The sequence below is a fragment of the Olsenella kribbiana genome (genome assembly GCF_036408795.1).
GTDB lineage: Bacteria > Actinomycetota > Coriobacteriia > Coriobacteriales > Atopobiaceae > Olsenella_L > Olsenella_L kribbiana.
This window is the reverse complement of the sequence record NZ_JAZGJP010000002.1, coordinates 87,573-107,257: the sequence shown is the minus strand read 5'-3', so window position 1 is coordinate 107,257 and position 19,685 is coordinate 87,573. Positions and strand designations below refer to the sequence as shown.

The following is a 19,685-nucleotide window of genomic DNA, read 5'->3' as shown; positions in this document are numbered from 1 at the left end:
CACCCATCTCACGGAGTCGAAGCGCACGCCCGGAAGGGCCATCATCGCCGCGAGGTCCTCGGCGAAGGCCTTGGGCGCAGGTCCGTGCAGCCTGCTCTTCGCCGTGGCGTTGATCCTCCTGCAGCCGGAGAGCAGCATCGAGTTCAGCGCATCGAGGCTCGGCACGGAGGGCACGGGGACGAGGAGGTTGCGGCGCAGGAACCCCACGGCATTCTCCACCGATCCCTTCTCGTTTCCGGAATCGGGGTTGCAGAACCTGGCCTCGAAGCGGTAATGGGCCCTGAGCTGGGAGAAGAGCTTGGACTCCGTCACCCTGCCGAAGAGCATCCGCCCCGCCTCGGTGGCATTGTCGAGCACGACGAGGCGCGGCACGCGCCCTGCCATCTCGAATATCTCGACGAGCCCCTCGCAGAAGCACTCTGCCTTCTCGCACATCATCGCGATGCAGAAGCGGACGTTCGAATGCGGGAACGTCGCGACGAGGAGCTTCAGCTCGAGCCTCTCACCTGCGACGGTGGCGGTGAAGGTGCCATAGTCGGCCTGCATGGTGCCCGGCGCCCAGTCGAGCTCGAGGAAGCCGTCGCGTGGGGACTGCTCCTGCGCGAGCTTCCATTCCCTCACGAAGCGGCACACCGTCGGATAGGATCCTGCGTAGCCCTGCTCGGCGACGAGCCTGTCGAAGATCTTCTGCGCGCTGTGGCGCTGCTTCCTGGGGACGGAGCGGTCGTCCACGAGTATGCCGACGATAAAATCGGCGTACCTGTCGATTGCAGGCCTCTTCCTCCTTTCCGCCACAGGCGGCTGCGGGGAGAGGTCCTCCATCCTCGAATACTTGTACACGCTGTTGCGGCACACGCCGAGGGCCTCCGCTATCTCGGTCGGCCCGGCTCCGTCGGCATCCATCCGTCTGATACATTGTTGTACGTCAGGGGACACGGTCATCTTTCCTTTCCTCCTTCTGGCGGGACGTTCGTCGCTGTCTTGCCCGCCAGAAAGGAATTGTGGGGCATGGCCGTGACCTCTGGCTCATGTGCGGAGAGATGCCATGTCCCGTGAACGGGATGTGCAGAAACAGATCATCGGGATGTTCAATTCCTGGTGATATTACCGTTCACTTCTTATTGAAAGAAAACAAAACATATGACCAGCTCAGGGGCCCGGCCTTCCCGACGACATCTGGGCATGCTCGGACCGGGGCGTCCACCATGCCGCACGGGCCTGCCGGGACAGGCCCCGGGAGCCCGGGATCCGGCAGTCCATGTCCAGGCGGGCATGCTGCCGGGACAGTGCATGCATCGGGAGCTTCTGGGGACGGATGGAGGAGCAGATGGGAGACACGGCGCATCTCCCTCCGAGGGGGCCATGGCGCCTGCCGGCAGGCACGCCGGCTGCTGCAGCGATCGCAGGGGGCAGGAGCGCCTGGGATGGCTGACCCCCATGGAGCATGCAGGAAGGTTCACTGCCTAGCAGTGTGCGGAGATTGGGGTCCACCTCAGAATGCCTCCGGAAGGATATCTGCGCTGGTAGACATGCCTATTATCCCACTTGGAGGTATCCCGTGCGGCCGGGAGCCCGCGAGTGCGACGCTATTTATTCAGCGTTTCCCTAACAGGTTTCCTCCTTGTGGACAAGCGCGGGAGATATGGAAAAGAATGTCAGCCAAGCTGCGGAGACTGCATGGCCTGGACTTGCTCTTTGAGCCTGCGATCTAGTTCCTCATAGGTCTTTCGGTTTTTCTCGTAGTCCTGTCGACGTTCCTGTTCAGCTTGCTGCTGCTCTTCTGCGTAGGCTATGGTCCTGATCGAATAGACGATAACGACATTCTGGTTCGCCCCCTCGATCGTGGCATGGACCATGTCCTTGTCTACGAGAGCAGTTATCGCGTCTCCTGCAGCAGGAGCAGGGCCTTCGAGACGCTCAGGTGTATACACAAGGCAGGCTGTCTCACCTGGCTGGGGAAGGGAATCCCAGTTGCAGCTCGTAACCTCGACATAGAGATACGTATCATCTTCATTCAGAATGCCGGGAGTGACCCTTCTGACTGTGCCGGCAAGCTGCATAGGAGGAAGGGCATCGCTTCGATTATGCTTTTCCCCTTGATCGCTAGCAGCGAGATGTACAAGCAATAATGTGAGTAACAGCAGGATGAGCGAGGGGACAGCAAGCATGAGACCAATCTGTTTTCGCATCAGTGCCCTTCCATAATGCCAATAGTAAACTGCTGCAGCCTAGTTTCTAACCACTGAAAAAAGTCCCAAAGGTAGATGTAAACCCTGGATAGTTATAATCGACATAAGCCATTCCAGCCATCATATACATACAGGTATGAATGTCCGACAGCTGGATCATTGCCCGGAGTCCTTGTCGCATCCACCCATCCGGCAACCTTATGAGCGAACTCTCAGAGGTCCTGGCCCATCGGACCGGGGCCTCTTTTCTGTTTGGATCGTGGATACGTGTCGGTCTTGTGCTGGTCTGCAATCTTTTATCTGTGGGAAACATGAGAAAACAATTGATGAAACAATGTGGCGGTAGTCTTTGAATCATCAGATGCGGCCACTGGCTGCATCCGCCTACCAGATACGTACCACTTGCTCAAGGGAGAGAGGCGTACATGGCAACAGACAAGGTAACAGCAGAGTATGGCAGTCTGCTCTTTACCGATGCTGACATGCAGGAACGGCTATCGAAGCCGACCTACAAGAAGCTGCAGACCGTCATCAAGAACGGCGATCCTCTGGACATCGATATCGCGAACGAGGTTGCCCATGCGATGAAGGAGTGGGCGCTCGAGCATGGTGCGACCCACTACACGCACTGGTTCCAGCCGCTCACCGGCATCACGTCCGAGAAGCATGACTCGTTCATCAACCCGCGCGAAGACGGCACCGTGCTCATGGCCTTCAGCGGCAAGGAGCTTGTCCAGGGTGAGCCGGATGCATCGAGCTTCCCGTCGGGCGGCCTTCGTGCCACGTTCGAGGCCCGCGGCTATACGGTCTGGGATCCGACCTCTCCTGCCTTCATCAAGGACGAGGTGCTCTGCATCCCGACGGCCTTCATCTCCTACACGGGCGAGGCTCTCGACAAGAAGACGCCGCTTCTGCGTTCCGAGGTCGCACTTGAGAAGCAGGCAAAGCGTGTGCTTGCCCTCTTCGGCCAAAATCCGCATCGCGTCTTCACGACCGTCGGCCCTGAGCAGGAGTACTTCCTGATCAAGGAGGACGACTACAAGCAGCGTCCGGACCTGATCCTCACGGGCCGCACCCTCTTCGGCTGCGAGCCGGCCAAGGGCCAGGAGCTCGAGGAGCACTACTTCGGCTCCATCCGTCCGACCGTGAACGAGTTCATGAAGGAGCTCGACGACGAGCTCTGGAAGCTCGGCATCCCGGCAAAGACCAAGCACAATGAGGTTGCACCGTGCCAGCATGAGCTTGCCCCGATCTTCGAGCGCGGCTCGCTTGCTATCGACGACAACCTGATCACGATGGAGAAGATGCGCCTGCTTGCATCCCATCACGGTCTTGTGTGCCTGCAGCATGAGAAGCCGTTCGACTATGTCAACGGCTCCGGCAAGCACAACAACTGGTCAGTATGTGCCGACAGCAAGAACCTGCTCGAGCCGGGCGACGATCCAAAGGACAACCTGCAGTTCCTCGTCTTCCTCGCATGCCTGGTCGCCGCTGTCGATACCCACGCAGACCTGCTCCGTCTCTCTGTCGCCTCTGCCGGCAACGATCACCGTCTCGGCGCGAACGAGGCGCCTCCCGCAATCATCTCCGTCTTCCTGGGCGATGCACTGACGCCGATTGTCGACGCTCTCATCAAGAAGGAGGAGCCGGAGAACCATGGCCGCGAGGTCATGGATCTCGGCGTCCCGGCCTTGCCGAACGTCCTGCGCGACAACACGGACCGCAACCGTACGTCTCCGTTCGCCTTCACCGGCAACAAGTTCGAGTTCCGTATGTGCGGCTCCCAGCAGAACCTGTCCGACCCGAATGTCGTCCTCAACACCGCTGTCGCAGAGCAGTGCGAGCGCTTCGTCGACTATGTCGCCGACCGCTCCGATGAGGACTTCACGACCGTCGCTATGCGCTTCGTGCGCCACACGTTCCGCGACCACCAGCGCATCCTCTTCGACGGCAATGGCTACTCCGAGGAGTGGGAGGAGGAGGCAGCACGCCGCGGCCTTCCGAATCTCAAGTCCACGCCTGATGCCCTTCCTGCCCTCATCAAGCCGGAGAACATCGCCTTCTTCCAGAAGTACGGCGTCCTCTCCGACTCCGAGATCCATGCACGCTACATCGCGAAGGCCGAGCAGTATGCAAAGCTTTTGAACATCGAGGTCAACACGATGGTATACATGACCAGGCACATGTATCTGCCGGCGCTTTCCGACTACTCGGGAGACATCGCGCAGACCGTGGCCACGAAGGATGCCATCGGCATCGATGCTGCAGGCGAGAAGAAGCTCGTCCAGACCCTCACTGACGGCATCAATGCCATCCTCACCGACGTTGACGCGCTCGAGAAGACGAACGACGAGGTCAAGGCAGAGGATGACATCCAGGCTGAGGACGATGGCTACCGTGACAAGGTCATCCCCGCAATGGCAAAGCTCAGGAGCGATGTCGATGCAATGGAGAAGATCTGCAGCCACGAGTACTGGCCGGTTCCCTCCTACAACAAGATGCTCTTCTACGTGTAAGGAAGCATTTCTTCCCCCAAATGCTTATAGCGGTGCCCCCGGCTGCTCAGCAGCCGGGGGCGCTGCTCTATGTAGACCTCTTCTCGCACAGGGCTGTGCTCGCCTCTCCCGGTACAATGGTGGGGAAAACAAGCGAGCAGGAGGTCAGCCATGGCTGAAGAAGCAGCTACCCAGGAAGCGGAAGAGAAGCGCCGCCGCATTGCCGTAATCGACGGCAATTCCCTCATGCACCGCGCCTATCACGCAATCATGCAGCCGATGAGCGCACCGGACGGACGTGCCACGAATGCCCTCTTCGGCTTCTTCAACATGTTCATCAAGATGGTCGAGACGTTCAAGCCTGACGGCGTCATCTGTGCCTTCGACAAGGGCAAGCCGCAGGTGAGGATTGATATGCTGCCGCAGTACAAGGCGCAGCGCCCTCCCATGGACGAAGCGCTCCACGAGCAGTTCCCGATGGTGAAGGAGCTTCTGGGCGCCCTCGATGTGCCGGTCTGCGAATGCGAAGGCTGGGAGGGTGACGATATCTTGGGCACCCTTGCCAAGAAGGGCGAGGATGAGGGCTACGATATGCTCCTCTTTACGGGCGACCGCGACATGTACCAGCTTGCAACGGACCATGTGAAGATCGTATCGACGAAGAAGGGCGTCTCCGACGTGCAGATCATGACGCCGGAATCGGTGGATGACCTCTATCACGGCATCACCCCCGATCTCGTGCCTGACTTCTATGGACTCAAGGGTGATACGTCCGATAACATCCCGGGCGTTCCCGGCATCGGCCCCAAGAAGGCAGCAGCCTTGATCGTCCAGTACGGCACCCTCGACAACGTCGTGGCACACGCCGACGAGGTCAAAGGCAAGATGGGGGAGAACCTGAGGGCACACATCGATGATGCGCTCCTTTCCCGCAAGGTCGCGACGATCAGGCGCGATGCACCGATCGATATCGACCTCGCCGATGCAAAGTTCCCGACGTTCGACCCGGCCAAGGTCGCAAAGGCCTTCGGCGACCTCGGATTCACGGGCATGACATCAAGGCTCATCGAGCTCGAGGGGAAGGGTGCCGAGGCGCCGGCAGAGCCTGCCGCGCTGGAGCTTCCAGCTGTCGTCACGGGCAAGAAGGCAGAGGCAGCACTCGACAAGGCAATCAAGGATGGTTCGTGGGTAGGATGTGCGCTTGAGCCTCTCGAGGACAAGAAGCAGATGTCGCTCGACCTATTCTCGGATGCCCCGAAGCGCGTGCTCTGGGCAGCAACCGATGCGGTCCTCATGCGCTTCGAGGGAGATGCGTGCGAAGAGGCGCTCTGCCGCCTTGTACATGAGGGGAAGCTTGCCGCAGGAGATGTGAAGGCGCTTCTCCATTTCGTGTGCCCCTATGACTCGGCAGATGCTGCCGAAGTGGAAGCTAAAGAGATAGACCCTTCCCGCATCTTCGATGTCGGCGTTGCAGACTACCTGCTGCGCTCGGAAGGCGTCTCCTATCTCGTACCTGACATCTGCTCCCGTGTGCTCTCGGCTCCTCTGCCTGAGCCGACTGACAAGGCGCCGGCGGCCGCACTCGAAGCCTATGGGTCCCAGCTCCTCGTGCCCGAGCTCGAAAAGCATCTCAAGGAGGATGAGTGCGACGAGCTCTTCTGCGAGGTGGAGATGCCGCTTCTGCCGGTGCTCCTCCAGATGGAGAGGACAGGACTCCATGCAGACGCAGGAGAGCTTGCCCGCCAGAGCCAGGAGCTTGGTTCCGAGATCGATGCTATGGCAGAGAAGATCCACGAGGAGGCAGGCGAGGACTTCAATATCGACTCGCCGCAGCAGCTCTCCCATGTGCTCTTCGATGTGCTGGGCTTGCCCACAGTCGGCCTCAAGAAGACGCGCAAGGGCTTCTATTCCACGAATGCGAAGGTGCTTTCCGACCTTGCCGAGACGAGCGAGATCGTGCGCGAGGTGCTCGACTACCGCGAGCGCAACAAGATCCGCTCGACCTATCTCGACGCCCTGCCGGAAGACATCCGCAAGGATGGCCGCATCCATACGACCTTGAACCAGACCGTCGCAGCTACGGGACGCCTCTCGAGCTCCGACCCGAACCTCCAGAATATCCCGACCCGCTCTGAGCTTGGCCACAGGGTACGCCGTGCCTTCACAGTGCCTGAGGGCTCGGTATTTCTGGCCTGCGACTATTCGCAGATCGAGCTCAGGCTCCTGGCACATCTTTCCTGCGATGAGCATCTGATCGATGCCTTCTGCTCCGGGGCCGATTTCCACCGCCAGACCGCAGCACGTGTCTTCAACGTGCCGGTCGAGGAGGTCACGCCTGCCCAGAGGAGCCGTGCCAAGGCCGTGAACTTCGGCATCGTCTATGGCCAGCAGGCCTATGGCCTCTCGACGTCGCTCAAGATCTCCCGTGCCGAAGCACAGCAGATGATTGACCGCTACTTCGAGGTCTACCCGGGCGTGCGCACCTATCTCGACTGGTGCATCCAGTTCGCACGCGAGAAGGGCTATGCACTGACTGCCTATGGCAGGCGCCGCTATACGCCCGATATCAAGAGCTCGAACTTCCAGCGTCGCTCGTTTGCCGAACGTACGGCCATGAACCACCCGATGCAGGGCACCGCTGCTGACATCATCAAGATGGCAATGGTGGAAGTGCCGAAGAAGCTTGCAGCAGAGGGCCTGAAATCGAAGCTTGTCCTCCAGATCCACGACGAACTGGACTTCGAGGTGCCGAAAGACGAGATCGAGGCGCTCTCCCAGCTCGTGAAGGAAACGATGGAAGGCGTGGCAGAGCTCCGCGTGCCCTTGATTGCCGAAGTCTCCTATGGTGCGAACTGGGCGGAGGCGAAGTAGGGAATGGCATCGTTCGACGATTTCCAGCGCCAGCACCCGGAGGATGTGTCTCAGGCTCCCCGGCGCATGCAGGTCACCATCTATACGGATGGTTCGAGCAGGGGAAACCCGGGACCGGGCGGCTACGGCGCTGTGCTTCTCTTCACGGATTCGAAGGGCGAGGTCCACAGGCGCGAGTTCTCGCAGGGATACAGGCTCACGACGAACAATCGCATGGAGCTCATGGGAGCGATCGTCGCGCTCGAGGCGCTCAAGCGTCCCTGCACGGTCGAGCTCCACTCCGATTCGCAGTATGTCGTGAACGCGTTCAACAAGCATTGGGTCGAAGGCTGGCAGAAGAGGGGATGGAAGACCGCCTCGAAGCAGCCGGTCAAGAACCCCGATCTCTGGCGGCGTCTTCTCGATGCGATGCGTCCGCACGACGTGAGCTTCATCTGGGTCAAGGGGCATGCAGGCCACGAGTTCAACGAACGCTGCGATGAGCTGGCAACGACGGCAGCAGATGACCGTGCATCCTGGGCAGAAGATCCGGGATTTGCTGGATAGGGTACAGGCAAGCAGATTCTCTTGAGGGGCGGGATATCCATCCTGTCCCTCTTTTGTGTCTGCTCTGGGGAGAGCTTTGTGGTTCTTGCATATACCCCTCAGGGGTGTTAAGTTAGCATCATCAAACAGACAGGGACAAAGGAGTGCCTATGAGTGCTGTCGATATCATCATCATCGCGATTGTCGCGGTTGCCTTCTTCTTTGCGGCGCGCCGTGCCGGCCAGACATTCTCTGGCAAGCGCGACTGCTGCTCTGGTGCCAAGAAGGATGGTGCCAAGACGTTCCCGACCCGCAGGATCGAGGATACGGATGAGTCGCACTACCCGTATGTGGCAGATCTTGCCGTGAAGGGCATGCACTGCGAGAACTGCGCCCGCAATGTGACGAATGCGCTCGATTCTGTCGATGGGACCTGGGCAACGGTCGACCTTGCTTCCGGCACGGCACATGTGCGCTCGAAAAAGGAGATCGACGAGGCGGCACTTGCCCGTGCGGTCAAGGAAGCAGGATACAGGCTCGCCTAGGCCTCGCCCTTTCCATCAGGCATATTGTTCAGACAGCCCTTCTGGGTGTCGGCGGCGTCAAGATACGCCACGATGCCTGGGAGGGCTTCTGCAAAGCTCAGGAGGTCGCCGCGGAACATGGCGCGCTTCGGCCAGGCATGGCCGACATAGGCTGTCGGCAGTCCGATATCGGGATGCGGGAAGTCGCGGCGGGCATCGTTTCCGACCATGAGGCACTCGTCAGGCGTGCACCCGATGCTTGCGCAGAACTCCTCGTAGTAGCGGGCTGACGGCTTCGAGCGCTTCGAGTTGTCAAGCGTCGAGATGGCGGCAAAGTCGTCGTCCGTGACGCCCGCCCAGACCATGCGGACTTCGTCCGTCGCAAGCGAGAACAGGGGATTCGTTGCCAGGGCCGAGATGAGGCCCAGGCTCTTCGTGGCTTCGAGCGCCTCGCGGACGCCGGCACGCGGACGTGCCTGGACAAGGCCGTCGCGCATCATCGGGAGCTCTGTCTCCTCGTAGCACGTCACGGCATCGGCAATCGCAGGATCTGCCAGGGGGATGCCGGTACGGGCGTACACGATGGAATCGAAGAGCTGGCGGTTCGTGAGGTCATCGGTGCGCTCCTGGCTATCAACTGCCAGGTAGGCCTGGGTGATTGCGAGCATCGTCTTCGGATAGGGGATTCCTGCTATCTTCGAGAGCAGCTTCGCCTCGCCCGAGAGATACTGGGCCACAAACGCAGTCAGATTGATATTGAGCAGCGTATCGTCCAGGTCGTATAGGACCGCCTTGATCATCGAAGCACCCTCCGGAATTGCCGAAACCTCTACTACACCGTTCCCCGCCTGCAGCTCATCTATGCAGAGGATAGGACGAAGGTGCAGGAATAGACCATTCGGAGGTCCAGGGCAACAGGAGCGTCCCTGGCTGGAAACCTGTCTGCATCCTTCCTTTCATGCGCGGGAAGCCTTATATGCCGTCTGCCGCGCTATGGTTGTCGCTGAGCGGGAAATACGGTTCCCAAGGCATTCAGGTGTCTTGGGATGCGCTATTTTCAAAGTGAAATTAAGCATGTGGCCAGCAGGTTCTTGAGCAAGTGGAACGGGGGTGCACTGTGGGGAAGCTGGGTCCGACCGAAGTGGTCATGGCAAACAGGCGCCTCGTGATTCAGTGCGTCCTCGATGCCGGCCATCCCTCCCGGACAGAGATTGCCGAGCAATCAGGGCTTTCGACGGCCACGGTGACACGAGTCGTCGCCTACCTCATGACGGTCGGCATCCTCGCCGAGGATACGGCGCTTGTCGCGACAGAGGGCAGGAGCCGCATCCCTATCATCATCAATCCAAGCTACGGCATCGTCGCCCTGATTGAGTTCGAGTGCTACGGCCTCGTGGTCCATCTCTTCGATTTCAGCCTCAAGGAGACGGCATCGGTGCCGCTTGCCTATGCCGAAACGGCAGAGAAGACATTGAAGCGCATCTGCCATGTCCTGCCCGATCCGACATCCTTCGGACGGGAGCTCCGCGGCATCGGCGTTGTCTGGTGCGATGGTGCACCTGGTGCCGATGACAGGGAGGCACGTGCGCATCTTCTGCGTCAGCTCAAGGAACGCTACGGGGTGCCGGTATGCGAACGCGATGAGCAGGAGTGTGCGGAAGCAGAGATCTTGAGCCGGCAGGCGGAGACCGTGCGCGACAACCACCTGCTCGTGGCCTTCGGCTCGCGCGTGCGGGTGAGCATCGCCCAGAAGGGACAGACCGTGAACCTGCGCGGAGGCAGCTCTGCCGACCTTACAGAGACGCTCGGACCCGCCGCAGGCCCCTCCTTCGCAGATACCCTGTCGGAACTTCTGTCTTTCCTGATGCAGCTTTTCACGATCGAAGCGATCTTCTTCATGTTCACCGGATTCTCCAGCAGCCGGACGGGCCGCTTCGAAGCGGTACGCGAGGCTATGGCTGGATTCAGGAAGAAGGGGAGCGCTTCTGTCCCCGTCATCTATTTCGAACAGTCATCCGAAGGGCGCCGCGCCATCGTCTCGGCCGAGGTGAGGGAAAGCGTCCTTCTGAAAGCCGCTGCCTAGCGCAGCTGGCATATGTTCCAGGTTCCAGGCGGAGCTTTGGCGCGCAGGGCTCCGAGAGATAGCTGCCAGAGGCGAGGCCAGCTTCTGGCGCACTACAAGAGAAGGAGGAGAGATGATAGCGCTTGTACGCTGCGATGACAGGCTCATCCATGGCCAGACCATGACTGTCGTCGTGAAGGACCAGAAGATCGACCGCATCATCGTCGTGGATGATTTCACGGCCACGAATTCTGTTCTGAAGGCAGTGTTCAAGACAGCCGTTCCGCCATCCATGCATGCCAACGTCTATACCGTCGACCAGGCGGTGCCGAAGATCGAGGCGGCAATGAACGACGACGTGCGCACACTCGTGCTCATGAAGTCGCCGGAGGTCTATGCCCAGCTCCTGGAGAAGGTTCCGAACATGCCGAAGGAGCTCAATGTCGGCCCGATGTCGAAGCGCAAGGGCACGACAGAGGTGCACGCAGCCTGCCATCTCCTGCCCAAGGAGGCAGAGGCAGTGAAAGCCAGCGTCGCAAAGGGTGCCCACATCTATTTCCAGCAGGTGCCAAGCCAGCCCCGCATCGAATGGGCTGATGTCGAGGACCGCTTCTAGGCGGTCTGGCTGAAAGAAGAACTGAATGCATGAGCGTCTTTGACTCCCTGCGCAGCGGGGAGCTGGGGACGTGCTATCAAGGAGGCATCGTATGACATTCTTCCAGGCATTTCTTCTTGCACTCTTCGGATGGATGGGATCGATCTATTCGCCTGTCCTCATCGGCGGCCTTGCCGGCTGGTATACGATCGGCAGGCCTCTCGTCTCCGGCATGATCATCGGCCTCATCCTGGGCGATGTGCAGACCGGCATCATCATGGGCGCTGCCATCCAGATGCTCTATATCGGCCTCGTGACCCCGGGCGGCACGATGCCGGCCGACGTGAACTTTGCGGCCTGGATTGGCATCCCTCTCGCTATGGTCGCAGGCGCCGGCAAGGAATATGCGCTTGCCCTCGCTGTGCCGCTCTCGACGCTCGGCGTCCTGGCAGTCTATGGCCTCTGCGCTATCAACCTGTTCTTCGTCCACAAGCAGGATGAGCTCGTCGATGCAGGAAAGCTCGATCAGGCTGCCCGCATCCCGGTGATTGGCCAGATTACGAACTTCGTCCTGCGCTTCTTCCCGATCCTTCTCATCAACTACTTCGGTGCCGATCTCATCTCCCAGCTTGTCGCTATGATGCCGACCCAGGTCACCGACATCCTCCAGATCTTCGCGAACATGCTCCCGCTCGTCGGCTTCATGCTCCTCATGCGTATGATCTGCAAGACCGACCTCGAGCTCATCCTCTTCTGCGTCGGCTTCGTGCTTGTGAAGTCTCTGGGCCTCGACATGATCTCCATCGTCGTTCTGGCGCTCTGCATCGCCTATATGCAGTACAAGAGCACTGCCGCCCCCGTCTCTGAAAGCGAGGAATAGCCATGTCTGAAGCCAAGAATATCGAGCAGGAGATCGAAGACTCGACCGAGATGGGTGGTGCCAAGCATCTGAGCCAGAAGGCGATCCGCAAGGCCTACTGGGACTGGATGTTCTGGAACCTGTCCGTGCAGAACTTCGAGAGGATGCAGGGCCCTGCCATCATCAAGATGCTCGGCGACATCCGTGAAGACCTCTATCCGGGCGACAAGGAAGCTCAGCAGGAGATGCTCCAGCGCCATGAGGTGTTCTTCAACACCGAGCCGTACCTCGGCTCGATCGTGCCGGGCATCGTCGTCGGCATGGAGGCAGCACGCGCAGAAGGCAACGAGGACATCACGCCTGAGTTCATCAACGCGATCAAGACTGCCCTCATGGGCCCGTTCGCCGGCATCGGCGACTCGCTCCTTCCGGGCACGCTCATCCCGATCCTGCTTTCCATCGCACTCGGCATGTGCCCGAACGGCGAGCTCACGGGACCGATCTTCTACATCGTCGTGTTCCTCGCAATCATGCTGCCGCTCACGTGGTTCCTCTTCAGCTACGGCGTGAAGGCAGGCGCGAATGCAGCCGAGAAGATTCTCTCTGGCGGCATCAAGGACAAGGTCACCCGCGCCGCTGAGACGATCGGCCTTGTGGTCGTCGGCGCCATTACGGCTTCCTATGCCCAGTTCAACATCGGCTGGACCTATACGAGCGGCGACCTCTCGATCAACCTCGGCACGATCCTGAACTCCATCATGCCGGGCCTTCCGGTCCTGATTCTGTCGTTCATCACGTACTGGCTCATGGTGAAGAAGAACTGGTCTGCTGGCAAGACGATGCTGCTCTTCCTCGTCATCGCGATCGTCGGCTACTTCTGCGGCATCCTCACGGTGTCTGCAGCATAGGTTCAGCGCAACAGGAGCTTTTCAAGACCTGGCTTCCCTGGAAGGGGAGGCCAGGCTCTTTTATGGAGAGTCTCTGATGCAGGCATAGTAAGAATAGATATATCTAGAGTTGCCATATAAAGAAAGCATGGGTCACTTCCCAGAAATATCGGGAGATTCGCCCTGCGAGCTTGCAATTTCTTCGCCGATGAAGATACTCTTAATACTGCATGACGATAACGTCGTGTACCTGTATCTGTTGGCCCCCGAGAGCATGCAATTTCTGCGGTCTGTGTCTGGTGCACTATAGCGCCTCTCCGCACGGCAAGCGGCAATCATGACGACCGGGGCCCCGTTTCCGAAAGGGGTCCACCTTTGAGTGAGATTCAGAACTCGTCCATCTTCTCCCTGGATGATGTGTCCGATGAGGAGATGAACAACCTCATCGACGGCTCCGTCACCGATTTCGATGAGGGCGACCTGGTGACCGGTGAGGTCGTCAAGATCGAGCATGATGAGGTTCTGCTTGACATCGGCTACAAGTCCGAAGGCGTCATTCCTGCCCGCGAGCTGTCCATCCGCAAGGACGTCAATCCTGCTGACATCGTGAAGCTCGGCGACACGATCGAGGCTCTCGTTCTCCAGAAGGAGGACAAGGAAGGCCGTCTGATCCTCTCCAAGCGTCGTGCTGAGTACGAGCGCGCCTGGAACCGCGTCGAGGAGAAGTTCAACAAGGGCGAGAACGTCGAGGGCGAGGTCATCGAGGTTGTCAAGGGCGGCCTCATTCTCGACATCGGCCTCCGTGGCTTCCTGCCTGCTTCCCTCGTTGACCTCCGCAGGGTCAAGGACCTCAACGCCTACCTCGGCACCCGCATCGAGGCCCGTGTCATCGAGATGGACCGCAACCGCAACAACGTCGTCCTCTCCCGCCGCGTCGTCCTCGAAGAGGCACGCAAGGCAGAGCGCTCCGAGATCCTCTCGAAGCTCAAGCCGGGCATGCGTCTCAAGGGCACTGTCTCCTCGATTGTCGACTTCGGCGCATTCGTCGACCTCGGCGGCATCGACGGACTCATCCACATCTCCGAGCTCTCCTGGAACCATGTCAACCATCCTTCCGAGGTTGTCAAGGTCGGCCAGGAAGTCGAGGTTCAGGTGCTCGACGTCGACCTCAATCGCGAGCGCATCTCCCTCGGTCTCAAGCAGACTCAGGAAGATCCTTGGCGCTCCCTCGTCAAGAAGTACCCGGTCGGCGCTATTGTCGAGGGCACTGTCACGAAGCTCGTCACCTTCGGCGCATTCGTCGACCTCGGCGATGGCATCGAGGGTCTCGTGCACATCTCCGAGATGGCCAAGCAGCATGTCGACGCTCCGTCGCAGGTCTGCAAGGTCGGCGACAAGGTCCAGGTGAAGGTCATGGAGATCGATCTCGATCGTCGTCGTATCTCCCTGTCCATGAAGGCTGCTGCCGAGACGCTGGGCGTCGAGGTCGAGGTCAAGCCGCTCGACAAGCCGGAAGGCGAGGAGGCTCCTGCTGAGGCAGAGGCTGAGAAGGACGCCGAGTAGCTTCTAGCTCCATAGCGCTGCCCAAGCGGCAGGAAGCCAAGTGGCTTCCTGCCGCTTTTTCTGTCTCGTTACGGGGCGTGAACGAATCGGGACAGCTGGCTACGATTCAGGTCCCGTTTCCATGAAAATGTAAACTGCCCGTTAAGCTCCTGCCCGAACAGCTCCATTCAGGAAGCAATAGGCTACTTTGTTACCTGCATAACTCTGGAGGCGTCTGCTTCCAGTGTGGCTTTCGGGCCTTGTGCCCGGAAGGGGAGAACACAGAAAGGGACAAACATGAAGAATGTGACACGTCGCAGCTTCGTGAAGGGCTCTGCCCTCGCAGGTGCTGGCGCTGCTGCTCTGGGCCTTGCTGCCTGCGGCGGCTCCGGCGCGGCCACGACTGAATCCGGCGACAAGAAGAAGATTCTGCGCTTCGGCCAGGCCAATGCCAAGGAAGGCATGGACATGCAGAAGTCGACGAACTCCGCCGAGTCCTCGATCTCCGAGTCCGTCTGCGAGGCTCCGCTGCGCTGGAACGAGGACAACGAGCTTGTCACCTGCCTGCTCGAGGAGGTCCCGACGTTCGAGTCCGACGGCGTGACGCTCCACTGCAAGCTCAAGCAGGGCATCAAGTTCCACGATGGGACCGAGCTCACCTCGAAGGACGTCAAGTACACGTTCGAGCGCATGATGACGCCGTCGACGGGTGCCAAGTCCACCTATATGTACGACATGATCGTCGGCGCCAAGGAGATGCTCGCAGGCGAGCGTGACAACCTCGACGAAGGCATCACGTGCGAGGACGACTACAATTTCACGTTCCACATCGTGTCGCCGATGGTCACCTTCATCAACAACCTCGGCATCTCCTATGCCCAGATCTTCCCACATGAGGCATGCGAGGCTGCAGGCGATGCCTGGGGCACCGGCACGAACTTCATCGGCACCGGCAAGTACAAGATCGTCTCGAACGACGATACGACCGAGGTCGATATGGAGCGCTTCGATGACTACCATGACGGGAAGCCGGCGCTCGATGAGCTGAAGTATGTCTTCTACGACGACAACAACACGAAGCTCATGGCCTTCAAGAACGGCGACATCGACTACTGCGACCTGTCCGCAGAGCTCCTGCAGCAGTACCAGAATGACCCCGAAGTCGCTCCGCTCATCAACCAGTATGAGACGCTCGGTGTCCAGTTCGTGAACCTGAACCTCTCCGACGGCATGGGCCTCACGGATGTCCGTGTCCGCCAGGCACTGTCCCTCGGCATCGACCGCGACTCGATCGTCGAGAACGTCGTCAACGGCGCCGGCACGGTCGCTACGGGCTGGCTTGCTCCTCAGACGCCGGGCCACGACGATTCTGCACCTGCCTTCGAGTACAACGTCGAGAAGGCAAAGCAGCTTCTCTCCGACGCAGGCGCTACGAGCCTCTCCCTCACGGCCAAGGTCAGGAGCGGCGTCAACCAGCGCCAGCTCGTGGCAATCCAGGCCATGTGGCAGGAGATCGGCGTGAACCTGGACGTCCAGGTCGAGGACAACGGCGTCTGGTCTTCCGACTGGGCAGCAGGCTCTCTTCAGATCACCGCACTCGGCTGGTTCCCGCTCTATGCTGATGCAGACAACCACATGTACACGTACTTCTACAGCGCCAACGCTGCGAAGAAGTCCTCGTTCTACAACAACGCGACGTTCGACGATCTCGTGAGCCGCGCCCGCGTCTCCCAGGATTCCTCCGAGCGTGCAGACCTCTACAAGCAGGCAGACGACCTGCTCACGCGCCAGGACTATGCAACGCTTCCGCTCTACTGGCCGAAGAACCAGCTCGTTGCAAAGGACTACGTCCTGAACGCAAAGGTCGGCAACCTGATCTACCACATGTTCGATGTGGACATCGACACGACGAAGGACGACTACAGCCCTGTCGAGTAGGTGGTATCAAGTCTCTGAAGGTTGCACGCCGTATACGAGATAGAAACTTGAACTGTCTATGCTGATTGGGAGGGTGCCTCTCCGGGGCATCCTCCCGTTACTTTAGGAGAGGGCTGCAGGACAGAAAGAAAGGACGAGGGCCAAGGGAGCCGTCCTTCCTTTCCGTGCTGCGAGCCACAGAACACGTGGGAAGGAGCGACGATGAAGGGCTACCTCGTGAAGAGGATCCTGCAGGCACTCGGTGTCATCCTGTGCATCTCTGCAATCACCTTTTTCGTCCTGAACATCGTGCCAGGCGACCCCGTCCGCATCATGATGGGCGATATGGCCGATGAGAACACGGTCCAGCAGGTCCGCCACACCATGGGCCTCGACCGTCCGGTGTGGGAGCAGTACATCAGCTGGATCACGAACATGCTGCAGGGCAACTTCGGCACCTCATATACGCAGAAGAAGGCAGTCTCGGTCCTCATGGGCAATGCTTTCGGCGTGACAGCGCGCCTTGCAGGCTTTGCGTATCTGTTCGCGCTTGCACTGGGCCTCATCTTCGGCGTGCTTGCTGCCGTGAACCACGGCAAGGCGCTTGACCGTGTCCTCATGGGACTTGCCATCTTCGGCATCTCTGCGCCGGCCTTCTGGGTGGCCATCATCCTCCAGATCGTCTTTGCGCTGAACCTCAAGTGGTTCCCGCTGTCAGGCACGAAGTCGGCTGCGGCCTTCGTCCTGCCGACGATAGCTCTGGGCGTGCGCTATGCAGCATCGATTGCCCGTGTCACGCGCACCTCGATGCTCGATGTCCTGAACCAGGACTATATGAGGACTGCAGAGGCAAAGGGCCTCAAGAAGTGGTCCGTCATCCTCGGCCATGGCTTCCGCAATGCCCTGATCCCGATCATCACGATTGCTGGCACCCAGCTCGGCGACATCTTCACGGGATCGATCCTCATCGAGTCCATCTTCGCGCTGCCGGGCATGGGCAAGCTCCTGCTCGATGCCATCAATGCGCGCGACCTGCCGCTCATCCAGGGCGGCGTCATGTACATTGCCGCCATATGCGTGGTCGTCTATCTGATCGTTGACATCCTGTATGCCGTGGTCGATCCGCGCATCCGTCTCGGAGGGGAGGCTGCTGAATAATGGCACTCTTGAACAGCGACAAGAACGACAAGCGCACACAGAATGCTGAGCGCATTGCAGACGATATCGCAAGGGGCAACCTCGAGGCTTCGGCCAAGGCAGGATCTGCCAAGGCCGGATCGAAGCGCGCTTCCACCTACTGGGCCGTGTCCTGGCAGATCATGAAGAAGAACCGTGTCGGCATGGTATGCCTCGGCATCATCATCTTCCTGATTGCCGTCGCAATCCTGGCGCCGGTGCTGGCGCCCTACGACCCTGATGCCCAGACGCTTTCGAACATGCTCAAGGCACCTTCGGCAGAGCATCTCTTCGGTACGGACGAGTATGGCCGCGACATCCTGTCCCGTGTTATCTATGGCTGCCGCGTCTCGCTCTCCGTCGGCGTCGTCTCCCAGCTCATCGCAACGCTCATCGGCTTCTTTGCCGGTGTCTGCGCAGGATACTTCGGAGGCGCTGTGGATGCCGTGATCTCCTTCATCATCCAGGTCTTCTCGAGCTTCCCGTTCCTCCTCTTCGCCATTGTCGTCATGTACGTCATGGGTCCTGGCCTCATCAACCTCTATGTCGCACTCGGCCTTCTGATGTGGACCTCGACAGCACGACTCATCCGCGGCGATGTCATGCGCCTCAAGGGCTCTGAGTACATCCAGTCCTGCATACTTTCCGGCGGCTCGAGCTGGCGTGTCATCACCCGCCATCTGCTTCCGAACTGCGCCTCGACCCTGATCGTCACGGCCACGCTCGGCATCCCCTCTGCCATCATGAGCGAGGCATCGCTTTCGTTCTTGGGCCTTGGCGTCCAGCCGCCCATGTCGAGCTGGGGCCAGATGATCTCGGCCTCCCAGCCCTACATCCAGTCCAATACCTACTACAGCGTTATCCCGGGCATCGCGATCATCATCACGGTCATGGCATTCAACCTCTTCGGCGACGCCCTCCGCGATGCGCTCGACCCGAAGATGCGTTCGTAGGGGGAGGAGCATCATGACTGATACCGTACATGCCATATCGGAAGCGGATCGCATCTACGCGCAGGAGCTCGAGAGGCAGCAGAAGCAGGCCCACAAGAAGGATGTCCTGCTCGATGTGGACGACCTCTGCGTCACGCTCTTCACGGAAGATGGTGCCCTTCCCGCAATCCAGCATCTGTCCTTCATCATGCGCCGTGGCGAGACGCTCGCTGTCGTCGGCGAGTCCGGCTGCGGCAAGTCGATGACAGCGCTCTCGATCATGGGCCTTCTGCCCCAGCCGCCTGCAAAGGTGACGGGCGGCGCCATCAAGCTCGAGGGCACCGATCTCACGAAGCTCTCCGAGGATGAGATGCGCCAGTACCGTGGCTCCAAGATCGGCATGATCTTCCAGGAGCCCATGACGTCGCTGAACCCGGTCATGACGGCAGGAAAGCAGATTCGCGAGGGCATCCTCGTGCACAATCCGGGAATGGCAAAGGAGGAGGCAGACAAGCGCGCTCTCGAGATGATCAAGCTTGTCGGCATCCCCGCCCCGGAGAAGGTCTTCAAGAGCTATCCGCATGAGCTCTCGGGCGGCATGCGCCAGCGCATCATGATCGCTATGGCTCTTGCCTGCCAGCCGTCGCTCCTGATCTGCGACGAGCCGACTACGGCTTTGGACGTAACGATCCAGGCACAGATCCTCCAGCTCATAGACCGCATGAAGACGGAGCTCGGCACCGCTGTCATGCTCATCACCCACGACATGGGCGTCGTCTCCGAGATGGCTGACTGGGTCATCGTCATGTACGCCGGACACCTCGTCGAGTACACGATGGCAGGAACGCTCTTCACCGATCCGAAGCATCCCTACTCCGTCGGCCTCATCAACTCGATTCCGTCTCTCGACAACGACGTGGATACGCTCTATGCAATCCCAGGCAATGTCCCGATGCTGAATGCGCTGCCGGATGGGTGCCCCTTCAACCCGAGGTGCCCGTTTGCAAAGGACATCTGCCGCAAGCAGTGCCCGAAGCTCGAGGCAATCGACGGCGACGAGTACCACAAGGTCGCCTGCTGGAAGTACACCGATGCATGGAAGGAGGACTAG

At 59.7% G+C, this 19,685-nt stretch carries 16 protein-coding genes; 13 read left to right on the top strand and 3 right to left on the bottom strand.

All coding sequences use genetic code 11. From position 1 onward, the window contains the following. Positions 1-903: IS21 family transposase (gene istA / locus VXJ24_RS02055; protein WP_330971251.1), on the bottom strand; the 903-nt coding region annotated here is incomplete at its 3' end. Positions 904-1,655: 752 nt separating this feature from the next. Beyond that, on the bottom strand, positions 1,656-1,931 hold the full coding sequence (locus VXJ24_RS02050; protein ID WP_330971250.1) for a hypothetical protein: 276 nt from the start codon (positions 1,929-1,931) through the stop codon (positions 1,656-1,658). A gap of 683 nt (positions 1,932-2,614) precedes the next feature. Here VXJ24_RS02050 and VXJ24_RS02045 point away from each other — a divergent pair. The 4 genes from VXJ24_RS02045 (at position 2,615) to VXJ24_RS02030 (ending at position 8,625) form a co-directional block, all read left to right on the top strand. Next, complete coding sequence (locus VXJ24_RS02045; RefSeq protein WP_330971249.1) at positions 2,615-4,705, top strand: glutamine synthetase III family protein; 2,091 nt, start codon at positions 2,615-2,617, stop codon at positions 4,703-4,705. Between the two features lie 150 nt (positions 4,706-4,855). Further along, positions 4,856-7,555, top strand: coding sequence for a DNA polymerase I (gene polA, locus VXJ24_RS02040; protein WP_330971248.1), 2,700 nt, complete (start codon positions 4,856-4,858; stop codon positions 7,553-7,555). Between the two features lie 3 nt (positions 7,556-7,558). Continuing rightward, positions 7,559-8,101, top strand: a complete 543-nt coding sequence (gene rnhA, locus VXJ24_RS02035) for a ribonuclease HI (protein WP_430623806.1) — start codon at positions 7,559-7,561, stop codon at positions 8,099-8,101. A 149-nt stretch (positions 8,102-8,250) separates the two neighbouring features. After that, the gene (locus VXJ24_RS02030) at positions 8,251-8,625 is read left to right on the top strand and encodes a heavy-metal-associated domain-containing protein (RefSeq protein WP_330971247.1); all 375 of its coding nucleotides are present in this window, start codon (positions 8,251-8,253) and stop codon (positions 8,623-8,625) included. Here the strand turns inward: VXJ24_RS02030 and VXJ24_RS02025 are convergent. Further along, positions 8,622-9,404, bottom strand: coding sequence for an HAD family hydrolase (locus VXJ24_RS02025; protein WP_330971246.1), 783 nt, complete (start codon positions 9,402-9,404; stop codon positions 8,622-8,624). The genes VXJ24_RS02030 and VXJ24_RS02025 overlap by 4 nt on opposite strands. Before the next feature lie 317 nt (positions 9,405-9,721). On the opposite strand from VXJ24_RS02025, the gene VXJ24_RS02020 reads away from it, so the two are divergent. The 9 genes from VXJ24_RS02020 (at position 9,722) to VXJ24_RS01980 (ending at position 19,685) form a co-directional block, all read left to right on the top strand. Continuing rightward, positions 9,722-10,687 (top strand): hypothetical protein, encoded by a 966-nt coding sequence (locus VXJ24_RS02020; RefSeq protein ID WP_330971245.1) that lies wholly within the window; start codon positions 9,722-9,724, stop codon positions 10,685-10,687. A 112-nt stretch (positions 10,688-10,799) separates the two neighbouring features. Beyond that, complete coding sequence (locus tag VXJ24_RS02015) at positions 10,800-11,282, top strand: PTS sugar transporter subunit IIB (protein ID WP_330971244.1); 483 nt, start codon at positions 10,800-10,802, stop codon at positions 11,280-11,282. A 91-nt stretch (positions 11,283-11,373) separates the two neighbouring features. After that, positions 11,374-12,141, top strand: a complete 768-nt coding sequence (locus tag VXJ24_RS02010) for a PTS mannose/fructose/sorbose/N-acetylgalactosamine transporter subunit IIC (protein WP_330971243.1) — start codon at positions 11,374-11,376, stop codon at positions 12,139-12,141. 2 nt (positions 12,142-12,143) lie between these two features. Further along, the gene (locus VXJ24_RS02005; protein WP_330971242.1) at positions 12,144-13,028 is read left to right on the top strand and encodes a PTS system mannose/fructose/sorbose family transporter subunit IID; all 885 of its coding nucleotides are present in this window, start codon (positions 12,144-12,146) and stop codon (positions 13,026-13,028) included. A 354-nt stretch (positions 13,029-13,382) separates the two neighbouring features. Further along, positions 13,383-14,570, top strand: coding sequence for a 30S ribosomal protein S1 (gene rpsA, locus VXJ24_RS02000; RefSeq protein WP_330971241.1), 1,188 nt, complete (start codon positions 13,383-13,385; stop codon positions 14,568-14,570). Positions 14,571-14,846: 276 nt separating this feature from the next. Beyond that, on the top strand, positions 14,847-16,487 hold the full coding sequence (locus VXJ24_RS01995) for an ABC transporter substrate-binding protein (protein ID WP_330971240.1): 1,641 nt from the start codon (positions 14,847-14,849) through the stop codon (positions 16,485-16,487). 201 nt (positions 16,488-16,688) lie between these two features. Further along, positions 16,689-17,624: an ABC transporter permease gene (locus VXJ24_RS01990; RefSeq protein WP_330971239.1), complete on the top strand. Its 936-nt coding sequence runs from the start codon at positions 16,689-16,691 to the stop codon at positions 17,622-17,624. Further along, a complete protein-coding gene (locus tag VXJ24_RS01985) occupies positions 17,624-18,595 on the top strand; it encodes an ABC transporter permease (RefSeq protein WP_330971238.1) in 972 nt (323 codons plus the stop codon). The genes VXJ24_RS01990 and VXJ24_RS01985 overlap by 1 nt, the downstream gene beginning before the upstream one ends. A 13-nt stretch (positions 18,596-18,608) precedes the next feature. After that, positions 18,609-19,685, top strand: coding sequence for an ABC transporter ATP-binding protein (locus VXJ24_RS01980; RefSeq protein ID WP_330971237.1), 1,077 nt, complete (start codon positions 18,609-18,611; stop codon positions 19,683-19,685).

Bases quoted from the DNA above. Each gene is read 5' to 3' on its own strand.
- VXJ24_RS02030 (WP_330971247.1), top strand. From the start codon at position 8,251: ATGAGTGCTGTCGATATCATCATCATCGCGATTGTCGCGGTTGCCTTC.
- polA (WP_330971248.1), top strand. From the start codon at position 4,856: ATGGCTGAAGAAGCAGCTACCCAGGAAGCGGAAGAGAAGCGCCGCCGC.
- VXJ24_RS02010 (WP_330971243.1), top strand. From the start codon at position 11,374: ATGACATTCTTCCAGGCATTTCTTCTTGCACTCTTCGGATGGATGGGA.
- VXJ24_RS02015 (WP_330971244.1), top strand. From the start codon at position 10,800: ATGATAGCGCTTGTACGCTGCGATGACAGGCTCATCCATGGCCAGACC.
- VXJ24_RS02025 (WP_330971246.1), bottom strand. From the start codon at position 9,404: ATGATCAAGGCGGTCCTATACGACCTGGACGATACGCTGCTCAATATC.
- VXJ24_RS01980 (WP_330971237.1), top strand. From the start codon at position 18,609: ATGACTGATACCGTACATGCCATATCGGAAGCGGATCGCATCTACGCG.
- VXJ24_RS02005 (WP_330971242.1), top strand. From the start codon at position 12,144: ATGTCTGAAGCCAAGAATATCGAGCAGGAGATCGAAGACTCGACCGAG.
- rnhA (WP_430623806.1), top strand. From the start codon at position 7,559: ATGGCATCGTTCGACGATTTCCAGCGCCAGCACCCGGAGGATGTGTCT.
- VXJ24_RS01995 (WP_330971240.1), top strand. From the start codon at position 14,847: ATGAAGAATGTGACACGTCGCAGCTTCGTGAAGGGCTCTGCCCTCGCA.
- VXJ24_RS01985 (WP_330971238.1), top strand. From the start codon at position 17,624: ATGGCACTCTTGAACAGCGACAAGAACGACAAGCGCACACAGAATGCT.
- VXJ24_RS02045 (WP_330971249.1), top strand. From the start codon at position 2,615: ATGGCAACAGACAAGGTAACAGCAGAGTATGGCAGTCTGCTCTTTACC.
- VXJ24_RS01990 (WP_330971239.1), top strand. From the start codon at position 16,689: ATGAAGGGCTACCTCGTGAAGAGGATCCTGCAGGCACTCGGTGTCATC.